This is a genomic window from Pedobacter sp. Hv1 (assembly GCF_001412215.1).
Lineage (GTDB): Bacteria > Bacteroidota > Bacteroidia > Sphingobacteriales > Sphingobacteriaceae > Pedobacter.
In genome coordinates, this window is sequence record NZ_LLWP01000009.1 from 249,930 (window position 1) to 265,443 (window position 15,514).

General features: G+C 37.0%; 15 protein-coding genes. 11 read left to right on the forward strand and 4 right to left on the reverse strand.

Annotated elements, in window-relative coordinates:
• Position 1: 1 nt before the first annotated feature.
• Positions 2-1,819: an ABC transporter ATP-binding protein gene (locus AQF98_RS17280; protein WP_055133218.1), complete on the reverse strand. Its 1,818-nt coding sequence runs from the start codon at positions 1,817-1,819 to the stop codon at positions 2-4.
• Positions 1,820-1,957: 138 nt separating this feature from the next.
• Here AQF98_RS17280 and meaB point away from each other — a divergent pair, with 138 nt between their 5' ends.
• Positions 1,958-2,857 carry a methylmalonyl Co-A mutase-associated GTPase MeaB gene (gene meaB / locus AQF98_RS17285; RefSeq protein ID WP_055133219.1) on the forward strand — a complete coding sequence of 300 codons (900 nt, stop codon included), beginning with the start codon at positions 1,958-1,960 and terminating at the stop codon, positions 2,855-2,857.
• Here meaB and AQF98_RS17290 read toward each other — a convergent pair.
• Positions 2,844-4,133 (reverse strand): aminopeptidase P family protein, encoded by a 1,290-nt coding sequence (locus tag AQF98_RS17290; RefSeq protein WP_055133220.1) that lies wholly within the window; start codon positions 4,131-4,133, stop codon positions 2,844-2,846. The genes meaB and AQF98_RS17290 overlap by 14 nt on opposite strands.
• Before the next feature lie 170 nt (positions 4,134-4,303).
• On the opposite strand from AQF98_RS17290, the gene AQF98_RS17295 reads away from it, so the two are divergent.
• The 5 genes from AQF98_RS17295 to recG all read left to right on the forward strand — a co-directional run bounded on the left by AQF98_RS17295 (position 4,304) and on the right by recG (position 9,268).
• Complete coding sequence (locus tag AQF98_RS17295) at positions 4,304-5,650, forward strand: OmpA family protein (protein WP_055133551.1); 1,347 nt, start codon at positions 4,304-4,306, stop codon at positions 5,648-5,650.
• A gap of 70 nt (positions 5,651-5,720) precedes the next feature.
• Complete coding sequence (locus tag AQF98_RS22470; RefSeq protein WP_369816939.1) at positions 5,721-5,864, forward strand: DUF6728 family protein; 144 nt, start codon at positions 5,721-5,723, stop codon at positions 5,862-5,864.
• Entirely contained in the window at positions 5,865-6,245 is a 381-nt protein-coding gene (locus AQF98_RS17300) for a RidA family protein (RefSeq protein ID WP_055133221.1), read from the forward strand. It abuts the gene before it with no gap.
• A gap of 6 nt (positions 6,246-6,251) precedes the next feature.
• The gene (locus AQF98_RS17305; RefSeq protein WP_055133222.1) at positions 6,252-7,154 is read left to right on the forward strand and encodes an EamA family transporter; all 903 of its coding nucleotides are present in this window, start codon (positions 6,252-6,254) and stop codon (positions 7,152-7,154) included.
• An 8-nt stretch (positions 7,155-7,162) separates the two neighbouring features.
• Positions 7,163-9,268, forward strand: a complete 2,106-nt coding sequence (gene recG, locus AQF98_RS17310; RefSeq protein WP_055133223.1) for an ATP-dependent DNA helicase RecG — start codon at positions 7,163-7,165, stop codon at positions 9,266-9,268.
• 7 nt (positions 9,269-9,275) lie between these two features.
• Here recG and AQF98_RS17315 read toward each other — a convergent pair whose 3' ends face one another.
• Positions 9,276-10,355 (reverse strand): hypothetical protein, encoded by a 1,080-nt coding sequence (locus AQF98_RS17315; RefSeq protein ID WP_055133224.1) that lies wholly within the window; start codon positions 10,353-10,355, stop codon positions 9,276-9,278.
• Positions 10,356-10,411: 56 nt separating this feature from the next.
• On the reverse strand, positions 10,412-11,644 hold the full coding sequence (locus AQF98_RS17320; RefSeq protein ID WP_055133225.1) for a serine hydrolase: 1,233 nt from the start codon (positions 11,642-11,644) through the stop codon (positions 10,412-10,414).
• 186 nt (positions 11,645-11,830) lie between these two features.
• Between AQF98_RS17320 and fumC the strand changes: the two genes are divergently transcribed.
• From fumC to AQF98_RS17345, 5 genes are read left to right on the forward strand one after another with little or no spacing between them, the layout of a single operon-like run.
• Entirely contained in the window at positions 11,831-13,228 is a 1,398-nt protein-coding gene (fumC, locus tag AQF98_RS17325) for a class II fumarate hydratase (RefSeq protein ID WP_055133226.1), read from the forward strand.
• 59 nt (positions 13,229-13,287) lie between these two features.
• A complete protein-coding gene (locus tag AQF98_RS17330) occupies positions 13,288-13,797 on the forward strand; it encodes a hypothetical protein (RefSeq protein WP_055133227.1) in 510 nt (169 codons plus the stop codon).
• A gap of 1 nt (position 13,798) precedes the next feature.
• Positions 13,799-14,599, forward strand: a complete 801-nt coding sequence (locus AQF98_RS17335) for a S1/P1 nuclease (protein WP_055133228.1) — start codon at positions 13,799-13,801, stop codon at positions 14,597-14,599.
• Between the two features lie 13 nt (positions 14,600-14,612).
• Positions 14,613-15,047 carry a hypothetical protein gene (locus AQF98_RS17340; RefSeq protein ID WP_055133229.1) on the forward strand — a complete coding sequence of 145 codons (435 nt, stop codon included), beginning with the start codon at positions 14,613-14,615 and terminating at the stop codon, positions 15,045-15,047.
• Between the two features lie 4 nt (positions 15,048-15,051).
• Positions 15,052-15,489, forward strand: a complete 438-nt coding sequence (locus AQF98_RS17345; protein WP_055133230.1) for a low molecular weight protein-tyrosine-phosphatase — start codon at positions 15,052-15,054, stop codon at positions 15,487-15,489.
• Positions 15,490-15,514: the final 25 nt, after the last annotated feature.

A 15,514-nucleotide genomic window follows, 5' to 3' on the forward strand; every position in this document is an offset into this window, starting at 1 on the left:
TTTAATCATTAAAAGCCTGCATATCTATTAAACGTTTGTAAAGGCCGTTTCGCGACATTAATTCGCTATGACTTCCAGTTTCTACCACCTCACCTTTGTCAATTACCACAATTACATCTGCATGTTGGATGGTGCTTAAACGGTGAGCAATAACGATAGAAGTACGGTTCTGCATCAAATTATTTAAAGCATCCTGTACCAATTTTTCTGATTCTGTATCTAGTGCAGACGTCGCTTCGTCTAATAACATGATTGGTGGATTTGCCAATACAGCTCTGGCAATACAGATTCTTTGTTTTTGTCCACCAGATAATTTATTTCCTCTATCGCCAACAAAAGATTGATATCCTTGCTCCGTATTCAAAATAAATTCGTGCGCATTCGCAATTTTAGCGGCCTTAATTACTTCCTCTTCACTAGCTTCGGGCTTGCCAAAGGCGATATTGTTAAAGATCGTGTCGTTAAATAATATACTTTCTTGGTTTACAGTACCTATTTGAGCTCTAATGCTCTCTACGGTTAAATCTTTGTAGTCGTATCCATCAATTTTAACAGCTCCAGATTTAGGATCATGGAAACGTGGAATTAAATCCATCAATGTACTCTTTCCGCCACCAGAAGGGCCAACAAGTGCAACAGTAGATCCCTTTTTAACATTGATGTTGATGTCTTTTAGTACCTGTTTGTCTCCATAGTAAAAGTCAACATGCTCAAAGGTTAATTCTTTTTCAAATGTGGTTAGATTTTCTGCACCTGGTTTATTGACTAATTCTGGTTTGGTATCTATCAAGTCTAATACACGCTCACCAGCAGCAATTCCAGAATGGATGCCGCTAAAAGAATCTGTTAATGCTTTGATCGGTTGCATCAATTGCGAAAAAGTAGCCAGATATACGATAAATTTATGCGGTTCTAAATCACCTGTTCCATCCAAAATTTGAATTCCCCCATATAAAAGGATAAATACAACTACTAAAACGCCTAATGTTTGCGAAACTGGAGAGGCCAACTGCTGACGCCTAGCCATTTTACGGTTCAGTTTAGAGTAAAACTTGTTTTCTTCATCAAATTTTTCCTTGATCCTGAAAGTGGCATTAAAGGCTTTGATAATCTTAATGCCTCCCAAGGCTTCATCTAAGAAACCAATCATTTTGGCAAAAGACTGATGAGATTGGGTAGATTGTTGTTTCAAGCGTTTTACAATTTTACTAATTACAAAACCAGAAATTGGAATAACCAACAAGGAGAATACGGTTAATTTAAGCGAGATGTTAATCAGTACACCAATAAAAAATAACAGCTGTACGGGCTCTTTAAAAACAACTTGTAAGGTGTTGGTAACAGAAAATTGTACCACCTGAACGTCTGAAGCTACTTTTGAAATGATATCTCCCTTACGCTCATTATTGAAATAGCCAACGTGAAGGTTCATTACATTATCAAATACTCTTTTTCTAAGATTGAGTAAGGTATGTACCCTTAAGTCTTCCATGTAGCGCTGAGAGAAATAGCGGAAAAAATTAGCTAAGAATACCGTAATTACAATAACTACGCATATTATTTTTAGTGCAAATATTTTGTCGTCGGCTATAATGTTATTGATATAGCTGTCAAACTGCTCCATTGGGTTCCACGAACCGTTTGCTTGAGTTTTGGTAATGGTTTCACATTTCTCTAAAAAAATGGCCTGCATTAAAGGGCCAAGTAAAGTAAAAAGAAAGGTGTTAAAAGATATAGCTAACAACGTAGCGATAACGTATGGTATAGCAAATTTTTCAATTGGCTTGGCAAACGACAATAATCGAAAATAGATTTTCATTTAAATAATGTAATTACAGCAAAGTTACGATTTTTGTTGTTTGTTTTTTTGAGCGGCCAAATGCTTTACATTATGAAGCAGGAGATTGATGTTGTTTAGTAAAAAATACGTTTATTTGCGATCACATCCATTTTGCTAATGAAATCATACGAAGTATTTAAAACAGGGATAGAAGAAGGAGATTTTAGGATCATTGCTAGAGCACTAACTTTAGTAGAAAATGATCTTGAACCTGCTGCTGCTTTGTTGAAGAATATGAAGATCAAGTATGAGGTGCCTGTGATTGGAATTACAGGGCCACCCGGAGCGGGTAAAAGTACCTTGGTAAATGCCATTACTGGAGAGTTGGTCTCGAAAGGGCATAAAATCGCTATTTTGGCTGTTGATCCTACTTCACCATTCAATTTTGGGTCGTTATTGGGCGATCGGATCAGAATGGCTCAACAATTCAATAATCCAAATGTATTTATTAGGTCTATTGCTACCAGAGGGGCCTTAGGAGGTATTTCTGTTAAAACATTGGAAATGGTTGACCTATTGAGGGCTGCCAATTTCGATTTAATTTTAGTAGAAACAGTAGGCGTTGGGCAATCGGAGGTGGAGATTGCAGGTTTGGCAGATCAAACTGTTGTGGTGTTGGTACCTGAATCTGGTGATGAAATTCAGAATATAAAATCTGGATTGATGGAAATTGCGCAAGCCTTTGTCGTAAATAAAGCTGATAGAGAGGGTGCTGATACATTTGCGAACAACCTCAAAAAACTGGTGCATGAGCAACACCAACAAATACCGATCTTTAAAACAGTTGCGGATAAAAATGAAGGAATTGCTGCGCTATGTAAATGGCTATTAAAAGGAAATAAACAATTAAACGAGCGCAAAACACTTTTAATGGCAGAGAAAGCATTCCGGATTATCCAGCACCAACGTATGTTGGATATAGATAAAACAAAGCTCCGAGAAGCAGTAAACGAAGCTTTGTTAGATTCTAATTTTAATATTTATCGTTTTGTAGATTCATGGATTAAGCATTCATAAGCGCTTCAATCTCTTCGGCGATAATTGGAATTTTTTCGGTTAAATCAATATTCCCTTCTTTGGTTACCAAAATATCGTTCTCCAATCTTACTCCAAAACCTTCCTCAGGAATATAGATTCCAGGCTCACAGGTTAAAATGTTACCTGCTGCAAAAGGCGTATATCTGCCCGCAAAATCATGAACATCAATACCTAAATGGTGGGTATTACCATGCATGAAATATTTTTTATAGGCAGGGTATTTTGGATTTTGATTTTTAACATCGGTTACGGTAATTAACCCTAAATTAATCAACTGTTCGGTCATGATTTCTCCAACCTGTTCGTGATAACTGTTCCAAACCGCACCTGCAACCATTAATTTTTTAGATTCGTTCAATACCGTTAAAACTGCATTGTAAACCTCTTTTTGTCTTTTTGTAAACTTGCCATTTACCGGAATTGTTCGGGTTACATCTGCATTGTAATTGCCATACTCTGCCCCAAAGTCCATTAAAATGAGTTCTCCATCTTTACATTCTTGGTTGTTATCGGTATAATGCAAAATATTAGCATTGTTACCAGCAGCAATTATTGGAGAATATCCGTGCCCCGTGGCTTTTTTGCTAATGAACTCGTGAATAATCTCTGCTTCAATCTCATACTCCATCACCCCCGGTTTTACAAATTTTAACACACGTAAAAAGGCATCCTTGGTTAAATCACATGCTTTTTGAGTAAGCTCAATTTCTACAGTAGACTTTATGGCGCGTAACTCACGCATCAATGGGGCAGCCCTCTCAAAATGATGAAGCGGGTATTTTGTACGAAGCTGTTCTATAAATCGGATATCTCTATAAGTTACCGTATGCGCATAACGGTCATTTTCATTGGTGTTGAGGTAAATGTACTCGGCATAGTGAATGATGCTGTGAAGGATGTTGTCAAAATCTTCTAACCAATAGATATTTTCGATGCCAGACACCGATCTAGCTTGTTCTTTGGTATATTTATGGCCTTCCCATACCTTAATATAATCATTTGTCTGTCTTAAAAAAAGGACTTCTCTGTATAAAGGATTAGGACAGTTGGGGAAAAGCAATAAAATAGATTGCTCTTGATCTATGCCAGATAAATAGAAAAGATCGGGATTTTGTTTAAAAGGAAAATTCTGATCTCCACTTCTAGGAAACTCATCATTAGACTGAAATATTGCTAAAGCATTAGTCTTAAGGAGTTTCTCAAAATTTTTTCTGTTCTGAATGAACAATGAATTATTTATTTGATCGTATTTCATACTTTTATTTAAATTTACAGCTACGAAGATGTCAAATGTACAAAAAGTTCAAAGCTTTATAAGTTTGGAACGGAGTTTGTATAGTATTTTGAGATTATAAAAAATTGTTTAATTTTGTTCTTACAAAAAATTATACAATTAATATTTGTTTAACCTTAAAAAAGAAAATTATGAATTATTCTACTTTAAAGAAGGGTCTTGTTGCCTCTCTAGTAGCATTGATGGGAGTAACGTCTCTAGCAAGTGCTCAAGATGCTACAGCTCCTTCATCATCTGCTAAGGTATTTGGCGGAAGAGGACAATACAGATCTTGGTCTATAGGGGTCAATGCTGGTGTTACTACTCCTATCGTTCTTTTAGGCGGTAGAAACGATTTTACTAACTGGGATGTTAACTTAGGTTACGGTGTTTCATTGCGTAAGCAATTAGGACATGCATTCGGTTTAGAAGCTAATGTAATGCGTGGTAAAGTTTCAGGATCTAACAAAGATGCAGCTGGCGGTGTTCAGAATGGCGTTAAAGATTTCGAAACTAAAATGCAATATGCTGTTGACTTGAGAGGTGTTGTTAATGTAGCTACTGTAGATTTCTTACGTCGTGAGAACTCAGTAAACTTTATCTTATCTGCAGGTTACGGTTTAGTTGCTTATCAGCCAACTACAACTCGTGCTGATGGTACTAAAAACGAGCAAAAACCAATCAATGGTAATGATTACTACAAAGGTGCTTACATTCCTGTAGGTGCTGGTGTTAAATTTAAAGTGTCTGATCGTGTATCTTTCAACTTAAACTACACCATGAACTTTGTTGATGATTTTAACTTCAATGGTGTTCAATCTGGAAGCAGCATTACTTCTAACTTTGATAAATTTAGCTATGCATCTGCTGGTTTAGAATTCTCTTTAGGTTCTAAATCTAAACCAAACTTGGATTGGGTTAACCCACTTGCTTTAATGTATGATGAATTAAAAGATCCTTCATTACGTCAAGAAGTTGAAGCATTGAAAAACCGTGTTTCTAACGTAGAGAAATCTATCGAAGATTTGAAAAAAGATACTGACGGTGACGGTGTTGCTGATCAATTTGACAAATGTGCTGGTACTCCAGCTGGAACTAAAGTTGATGGTTCAGGATGTCCACTTCCTCCTCCACCAGCACCAGTTGTTGTTACTCCTACAGCTCCAGTATTTTCAGGTTGGGAAACTATCCAGTTTGAATTCAACAGTTCAGTGTTAAAAACTGAAGCTTATCCAGTTTTAGATAAATTATCTTCAACATTGCGTGAAAACGGTGGTAAAATAACTGCTAAAGGTTATGCTTCTAGCGAAGGTACTGCTGCATACAATATGAAATTATCTAAAGACAGAGCTAATTCTGTTAAAACTTACTTAGTAAACTCTGGTGTTAACGCTAGTCAAGTTACTGCTAAAGGTTTTGGTGAAGCTAATCCAATTGCTTCTAACGATACTGAAGAAGGTCGTATCCAAAATCGTCGTGTTGAGACTTCAAGAAACTAATCTTTCTTAATTCGATATAAAAAGAGCCTCGAAATTTCGAGGCTCTTTTTTTTTATACCTACATTTGTATATGTACTTTTTCAGAAAACCAGATCCAAAAAGACCTACGAATATTAACCTAAGGATAATGCATGTGATTAATGCTTTAGCCATCGTATTGTTTGTTGGTGGTATCATCTGGAAATTGATCCAATGGTTTATATTAAAAAATTAGATGAAAACAATTATCAACACCAGCAATGCCCCTGCTCCAATTGGTCCTTATAGCCAAGCTGTAATTGCAAATGGTTTCTTATTTCTATCTGGTCAGGTAGCTATTAATCCAGAAAATGGAGAACTGAACCTGACTTCTATTGCAGAAGAAACACATCAGGTAATGCGAAACATAAAAGCTGTGCTATTGGAAGCAGAGTATGAGTTTGAACACATTGTTAAAACAACTATTTTCTTGTCTGATATGGGCTTGTTTGCTGAAGTAAATGAAGTTTATGGTGCTTATTTTGAAACAGCCTATCCTGCTCGCGAAACGGTTGCTGTAAAAGGTTTGCCAAAAGGAGTAAATGTTGAAATCTCTGTAACTGCATTTAAAGCTTAGGTATCGTTGAAATCTAAATCACGTTACTTATTAGCAGCATTTTTATCGGTTGCCATTTGGGGGTTCTTTTCTATTCCATTGCGAAATCTAAAAGCTTTTCCCTCAGAAGAAATATTGTATTATCGCATATTTACATCTTTGATTGTGATATGGATTGCGATTCTGTTGTTTAGAAGGAAATACCTCAAACAAGATATTCAATATTTTAAGGCAGCTTTACCGAAAGAAAAAAAGATCATTATCTGGCAAATCATTGGGGCAACAGTTTTACTTACCCTAAACTGGTATACCTTTATTTATGCAGTAAATAATGTGAGTTTAAAGTCGGCTGCATTTGCTTACATGGTTTGCCCATTGATTACTGCATTTGGCGGCTTCTTGATTTTAAAAGAAGAACTTTCTAAAATAAAATTGCTCTCTCTGGCCGTTGCGCTATTGAGTATTGTAATGCTGGCTACAGGCTCTTTTAAAGAAGTTTTATGGTCGGTAATTATTGCAGCCTTATATGCATTTTACCTGATTATCCAACGGAAGATGCAACACTTGGATAAGTTGAATGTGTTGGCCTTACAAATTACCCTTGCGGTGGTCATCATGCTTCCTTTCTATATTGCCCACCATGCGGGCTTTCCAACTGGAATGTGGTTTTGGGGGCATATTGTTGCCATTGCAGTGGTGTTTACAATCATCCCACTTTTTTTAAGCCTGTATGCACTAATAGGGATTCCGTCTTCAACGCTAGGGATCATTATTTACGTAAACCCGATCATCGCATTTGCGGTTGCCGTTTTATATTTTAATGAACACATTAGTGCCAATCAGTTGCTGGCCTATCTTTTATTGCTGTTTGCAGTTTTTCTATTTAATTGGAACTTGATAAAAGATATCTTTACTTTGAAGAGAAAATAAGTTCAGTTTTGTTTGCCTCAAATTTAGATACAGCACTGGTTTACCTGAAAGGGGTTGGCCCCAAGCGTGCCGAACTTTTGCAAAAGGAGTTGGGCATTTCTACCTACGAGCAACTTTTAGACCACTATCCTTTTAGATATATTGACAGGACTCGGTTTTATAAAATCAATGAACTTCATCCAGATATGCCATTGGTACAGGTAATTGGTCGAATTACTAGTAAAGAAACCATTGGCGAAAAACATAAAAAAAGGATCGTAGCTAAGTTTACCGATGATACGGGAACGATGGATCTGGTTTGGTTTCAGAGTTTAAAATGGGTGGAAGACCATGTGATGAGGGGTAGTCTTTATATTGCGTTTGGCAAGCCCACTTTATTCAATAATGGTTTCAGTATTTCGCATCCAGATCTAGAAAATTATCCCAGGCAAACTGGAATTACGGGTAACTTGACTTTACAGCCAATCTATAACTCTACCGAAAAACTTAAAAAGAGCTTTTTAGATAGTAAAGGAATTCAGAAGTTGATCCACCATATCATTGAATTGCATATCAATGAAATTAGAGAAACTTTACCTGCCTATATTTTAGAAAAGTACAAACTGATCAGTAGAAAAGATGCACTGATCCACATTCACTTCCCTGCTAATGCATCGATGTTACAACATGCAGAAAGACGTTTGAAATTTGAAGAACTCTTCTTTATCCAATTGCAGTTGCTGCACAATAAACAATTGCGAAGTTTAAAGTTTAAAGGAGCTTTGTTTAATGCTGTAGGAGAACGTGTAAATACTTTCTATAACACAATGCTCCCCTTCGCGCTAACGAATGCGCAGAAGCGAGTAATTAAAGAGATTAGGCTAGATACCCAAAGAGGCAGCCAAATGAATAGACTCATTCAGGGCGATGTGGGGAGTGGCAAAACAGTGGTTGCGCTAATGAGTATGCTGTTGGCAAATGACAATGGATACCAAGCTTGTATGATGGCGCCTACAGAAATCTTGGCCCGTCAACATTACCAATCTTTAGTAGATCTATTAAAAGGAGAGCTGGTTAATGTGGCCATTTTAACGGGCAATACCACAAAAAAACAAAGAACGATATTGCATCAACAATTAGAGGCTGGTGAGGTTGATATTTTGGTGGGTACCCACGCTTTAATTGAAGATAAGGTTCAATTTAAAAATTTGGGCCTTGTGGTGATCGATGAACAACATCGTTTTGGGGTTGAGCAAAGGGCAAAGTTATGGCGTAAAAATGTGGTGCCGCCACATATTCTAGTGATGACAGCTACGCCAATTCCGAGAACATTGGCCATGACCTTATATGGCGATTTAGATGTTTCGGTAATTGATGAACTTCCGGTTGGAAGAAAGCCAATTGAAACGCTGCATTTGTTTGAAGGACAGCGCTTGCGCATGTTTGGCTTTATGAAACAGGAAATAGCCAAAGGCCGCCAAGTTTATATCGTTTATCCATTGATTAGGGAAAGTGAAAAACTAGATCTTTTACATTTAGAGGCTGGTGTAGAACAGATGCGGCATCAATTTCCTTTGCCCGAATATCAGATCAGTATTGTGCATGGCCAAATGCCCAATGCAGATAAACAGTACGAGATGCAGCGATTTATTGAAGGCAAGAGCCAAATTATGGTAGCTACCACAGTAATTGAAGTGGGTGTAAATGTACCCAATGCCTCGGTAATGATTATAGAGAATGCAGAGCGATTTGGACTTTCGCAATTGCACCAATTAAGAGGACGGGTTGGTCGTGGGGCCGAACAGTCTTTCTGTATCTTAATGTCTGGCAATAAACTAGGACCAAACTCTAAATTGCGTTTAGATACCATGGTTAAAACCAACAATGGTTTCGAAATTTCTGAAATAGATTTGCAATTGCGTGGACCTGGAGATATTACCGGAACCCAACAAAGCGGGGTACTAGAATTGAAAGTGGCCAATTTGGCCAAAGATCAAATTATTTTACAAGAAGCCAGAAATACGGTAATTGAGCTTTTTGAAAAAGATGCCATGCTTGAATTGCCCGAAAATGCTTTGCTTAAAAGATTCCTCGATAAAAAGAACCGAGGAATTGCCTTTGATAAGATTTCTTAATGTCCAATTATTTGATATCCCATTTAAAGACATCAAAATTCTTTAAGTTCCTATCCCCAAAATCAACAGTGCGCTCTACCTGAGTGGTAGCCGTAAATCGCATGTTTTTATGTTGACCTTTTTCTGCTGTAAATGTGGTGTTTTTGCTGCTATAAGCTAAAAGATAACTGTCGCTTTCTTTGGTGTATTTAAATTTATAGGTTTCGGTATCTATTTTAAACGTGGCCGATTTTGTATTGCTTAAATTGGTGTGTAGGTTTACAAAACGAGGTTTGTTATCTTTCAATCTACTCTCAAATTCATAAATTCCAAAATCCTGTTTATCTACAATAAGGTACCCTTCAATACTAGACAAAAAATATTTCTTTTTCTGTTTAAACTCCAATCTGTAATAAGTTTCGCTCGCTACAATTTTGTAATCGAATAGTTCTTGGTGAAGAAAAAAATCATTGAAGTCGACACTATAATGGATCCCCAATGGGGTAAGAGAAAACAGATCCCAAAAATCGGCCTCTTTACCACCCCAACTGTAAACTTTTGAAATGTTCTCTTTAACTTGTACGTGTCTGAAATTTTTTACAATCTTGGTCTGATCGTTTATTTTAAAGTTGCCCTTTTCAAATGTAAATCGATTATTAAGGTAATGTAAGGTATCATTACCTGCCATAAATTTATTGTAAATCTGTAGATGATGTGGGATGCTATAACTTAGTTTACCCTTTTTGGTTTTCGCTTCTTCAATAAAATCGCCAACTTGTTTGAGCAATTTTTCAGCGGTCATGGGGCTAACCACCACTTCATTCAGAAGGATGATCTTATTTTTAACCATCCATATTTTTTCGGTCAATTGGGTTTTAGGTAATACAATATCTTCATAGTCGTTTTTAACAAAAACCAAACTATCTACATTGGTTAGCTGTAGGCTAGCTCTGCCCTCTTTGTTGGTTTCGCCTATTAAATTTGTTTTGTGGTAGATCAGCACATTGCCTAAAGGTTGGCCATCGGCAGCAGCCAACACAGTAATGGTTGTTTGCGCTTGAGTAATGCTAATCATCAAGAAAAATATCAATACATAGCCTAGTTTCATAACTGAAAACTAGCTATTTATCAATTGAAAAAAGTACTAATTTATGTTAAAATAAGTTAATCTTCGTCGCTACCTGGCAATGAACCAGCACCTGTATATGCACCTTTTCTAATAATCGGCATTTTTAGATATTTAAAGAGCTCGTCTAAGTGCATTAAACTTCCATTGGTTAAATTGCCTAAGAAGATCACTACAATATCTTTGTCCAAATCGCGGATATAGATATGACGGAAACCATGCCACCAACCTGTATGGTAAACCACTTTGTCCATACCCTTGCCATCGAACATGCGCCAGCCATAACCATAATTAAAGTGGCCATTTACAGCCTTGTTTCGACCAACATAGGCAGAGTCTAAACTCTTTTTGCTCAATAATCGGCCATTTTTTAGGTATTTGTCATACAGTACCAAATCGTGTAGGGTACTGTAAATTCCTTTGTCGCCAACAGGTCCATCTAGAAAATTCTGAACTACAGAATAGCGCCAAGTGCGGTCGTGACCCACAACATCAACAGGAATTTTCGGGTAAACAGTGGTAGAATAAACATGTGTGTGTTTCATGCCTGCAGGTTTAAATACATGTTCCATCATGTATTCTGCATAGGTTTTGCCAGTTACTTTTTCTATAATGGCACCTAAAACCATAAAGTTAGAATTGTTGTAATGAAAAACCTTATTGGGCTTGGTATAAGGATTTGGTTTTTTATCGGCAATTACGTTCATTACATCTTGGTTAGAGACGCCCTTTTTCATATCGCGTTTTTCTTTGCGCCAAATGTCGTCGATAAAATAAACATAGTTCATCATCCCACTACGGTGAGACAATAACAACTCTACAGTAATGCCATCATAAGGAAAGTTGGGATAGAATTTCTTTACATTATCAGTTAGTTTCAATTTTCCAGCCTCTACCAACTGCATAATGGCAACTCCTGTAAAGGTTTTGGTAATGGAAGCCAATTCGAATTCTGAGTTGATCTTTAAACTATCACGATGCAGGTAATCGGCCCAGCCAATTGCTTTTTCGTAGAGAATTTTACCCTTTCTAGCCACCAACATATTGCCATTGAAACCAGATTTTTTATGTAGGTTCTGTACAAAATCTGCAATCCATTGGTCCCCTTTTTTAGGGTCGTAGGCAATCAATAAGCTGTCTGCCTTATCGTCTTCCTTGGTTCTTACTTTTTGATCAGCTGCTGCTTTTTTAGCTTTTTCTTCTTTACTGGTGCAGGATGAGAGCGATAAAATAGTGAGTGCAAATGCAAGGGTAAATAGACGAAACTTCATGTTTAAATTATGCGGGTTTAAAAGCTGGCAAAATAAGGATTATTGCCTTTCTAAGTGCAAAAGAGTTTTAAACATTATCAGTTACTCTACTTTTGCGCAGATTGTTCCACTAATTTTTATTCCTATTAAATATGTTACCACAAAGCGACCCAAAATCTTTAAATTTGCCAAAAAAATAACAACATCATGAGTTTCAGAATAGAACACGATACCATGGGCGAGGTACAAGTGCCTGCAGATAAATATTGGGGTGCACAAACCGAACGTTCACGTAATAATTTTAAAATTGGTCCGGAGGCTTCTATGCCAAAGGAAATTATACATGCTTTTGGATATTTGAAAAAAGCAGCGGCTTTGGCAAATACTGAACTGGGTGTTTTGTCTACAGAAAAGGCAACTTTAATTGCCAATGCTTGTGATGAGGTAATTGCAGGTAAATTGGATGCAGAATTTCCATTGGTGATCTGGCAAACAGGTTCTGGTACGCAAAGTAATATGAATGCCAATGAGGTGATTGCCAATCGTGCCCATGTTTTAAATGGTGGAAGTTTGGCCGATGACCATAAAGTACTTCACCCTAATGATGATGTGAACAAATCACAATCTTCTAATGATACCTATCCAACTGCAATGCACATTGCTGCATATCAACAAGCAGTAGAAATTACCATCCCAGGATTGGAAAAATTAAGAAATACCTTAGCTCAAAAAGCAGCTTCTTGGAATGATATCGTTAAAACTGGCCGTACTCACTTTATGGATGCCACGCCTTTAACTTTGGGTCAAGAATTTTCAGGATATGTACAACAGATAGATAATGGTTTAAGAGCCATTAAAAATGCTTTGCAAATGATCAGCGAGTTGGCCTTAGGTGGAACCGCAGTTGGTACAGGTTTAAATACGCCAAATGGATATGATGTTTTGGTGGCTAAAAAGATTGCTGAACTAACAGGTTTAGCTTTTGTAACTGCACCAAATAAATTTGAAGCACTAGCTGCTCACGATGCCATGGTTGAATTATCTGGCGCTTACAAACGTGTAGCAGTTTCTTTAATGAAAATTGCAAACGATATTAGAATGTTGAGTTCAGGACCACGTTGTGGAATTGGAGAAATCATCATTCCTGATAACGAGCCAGGCTCTTCAATTATGCCGGGTAAAGTTAATCCAACACAACCAGAGGCTTTGACTATGGTATGTGCCCAAGTTATGGGTAACGATGTAACCGTTGGTATTGGAGGTAGCAATGGCCATTTTGAGCTGAATGTATTTAAACCAGTTATTGCAGCTAATGTATTGCAGTCGGGACGTTTGATTGGCGATGCTTGTGTGTCATTTAACGATAAATGTGCTGAAGGTATTGAGCCTAATAGACCTGTAATTAAACAACACATGGAAAACTCTTTGATGTTGGTTACAGCGTTAAACCCACACATTGGTTACGAGAATGCAGCTAAAATTGCAAAAAAAGCCCATAAAGAAAATAAAACTTTACGCGAAGCTGCAGTTGAATTGGGTTTGCTAACCAGTGAACAATTTGATGAGTGGGTTCGTCCGGAAGAAATGGTAGGAAGTTTAAAATAATTTAAAAGCTGAAAGTATAAAGTTAAAACAGCATGCTTTAATTGATAAATACTAAAAATATGATGTTTTATAAACGAATTTATACGTTGCTTTTTGCTTTCAGCTTTTTGCTTTTATACAGTGCCTGTACAAGACTACCAAATGTACAAGGAAAAGGAGAGGCGCTTTTGCAAGGGATATGGAATCAAGATAGTATTGCCAATTCCGATCAATTGCTCAACTATACACAACACCGTTTTAAAATAACTTGTGATTCATTTTATGTAGATTTAACTACTTATTCAAAAGTGAATTACTACGAGGATTCGTGTTTTAACAAGGGTGTTTGGAAAGAACACGCCAAAGGAACTTATGTTGTTAAGGGAGATACCTTAATATTGACAGGTACCTTTACCAAAGCCAATTACAAGCAGAAAGTTTCGGGTTGTTACCGTAATGGAAGGTATTTGAGTAGCTTTAAAATTAACTCGTCGAGCACGAATAACTTGGTGTTAGAGAGTTTAAATGACCACAAAGAATGTGCACTGGTATTAAAAGAAAAAATTACCTGTGTGCCTAAAGAATTATAATATGAAGAAGATATCAGTTTTAAAGAAAATCGTTATTGTATTGACATTGGCTTATCTGCCATTTACAGCAAGTGCTTGGGGTGTTTTAGGGCATCGCATTGTTGGCGAAGTAGCAGATCAATACCTACAAGCAAAAGCCCGTTTCGCTATTAAGCAGATTTTGGGTACGGAGAGTATGGCAATGGCGGCCAATTGGGCAGATTTTATCAAATCTGATACCAGTTATAATTACTTGAGCAATTGGCATTATGTAAACCTTCCAGCAGATTTATCAAAAACGGATGTGTATAGCTTTTTAGCTAACCAACCTGGTGCAAACATCTACAACAAAACAAACGAGATGATTGCGGTTTTAAAAAATGCAAAAAGTACAGCCACACAAAAGAAACTAGCACTAAGAATGTTGATTCACTTGGTTGGAGACCTGCATCAGCCAATGCATACTGCCAGAAAAGAAGATTTAGGAGGAAACAGGGTAACAGTAACCTGGTTTGGAGAAAAATCTAACCTCCATAGAGTTTGGGATGAAAGTTTGATCGATTTTCAGCAATTGAGCTATACAGAATATACCAAGGCAATTAACCATGCAACTACTCAACAAGTAATCAATTGGCAAAAAACAAGTTTACAAGACTGCGTATTTGAATCGTATGAGATCTGTAACAAAATCTATGCAACTGGTATTAAAAACGACGACAAATTAAGCTATAAATATAATTTCGATTGGATTGGCACTGTGAATGAACAATTGTTAAAAGGTGGAGTTCGTTTAGCCAAAATTTTAAACGATATTTATAAGTAAAATCTTATTGGCTATGAAAAAGTTAGGCTTATTTCTCTGTATCTGTGCATTCATTAGTTGTCAAAAAGATGCAGCTAACCACATCACCAAATACCGTTGGGTTTTAGATCAAGCTGTGGTAACACCTGCAATGACAATTAATGGTAAAACGACTACTGATTATAAAAACATACATGGTGCTGGTAGTTGCTTGGCCAGTAATTATACCTATGTTTTTTTAGCTACTGGTATCTATCAAGTTTCTTCTAATGGAGCACTGTGCGACATGGTGCGCAATTCTGATTCGCAAAAATGGACAAAAGATGGTGCTAAAATCACGTTAACGTATGGTTCTGGTGCAAGTACAGAAGCAACAGTTGATGGAGACAAAATGGAGCAACTAATTACTTTTTCAGAAGGGGGTACAAACTACACTGTAAAATACACTTTCAAGGCCAAATCAAAATAATATATTGAAAATTTTAATGGTGTGTTTGGGCAATATCTGTCGGTCGCCTTTGGCTGAGGGAGTAATGCGTCATTTGGTGAATATGCAAGGATTGGACTGGAAAATTGCATCGGCAGGAACCGGCAATTGGCATATCGGACAAGCACCAGATCAACGAAGCGTGGCCGTTGCCAAAACCTATGGTTACGATATTTCTACACAAAGGGCAAGACATTTTACGGTAAACTCATTTGACCAGTTTGACCATATTTTGGTGATGGATAAAAACAACTTGAAAGATGTTTTAAGTCTAGCAGTAAATGAAAAACAAAAACAAAAAGTGAGCCTTTTTCTGACTGAAGACGGCGAGGTTGCCGACCCCTATTATGACAATGGCTTGTTTGAACCTGTATTTAAAATTGTAGAAGCAAGATGTAAACAACTGATAAAAGAGTTGAAGTAAATTCTAGTTTCAACCCCATTTACTA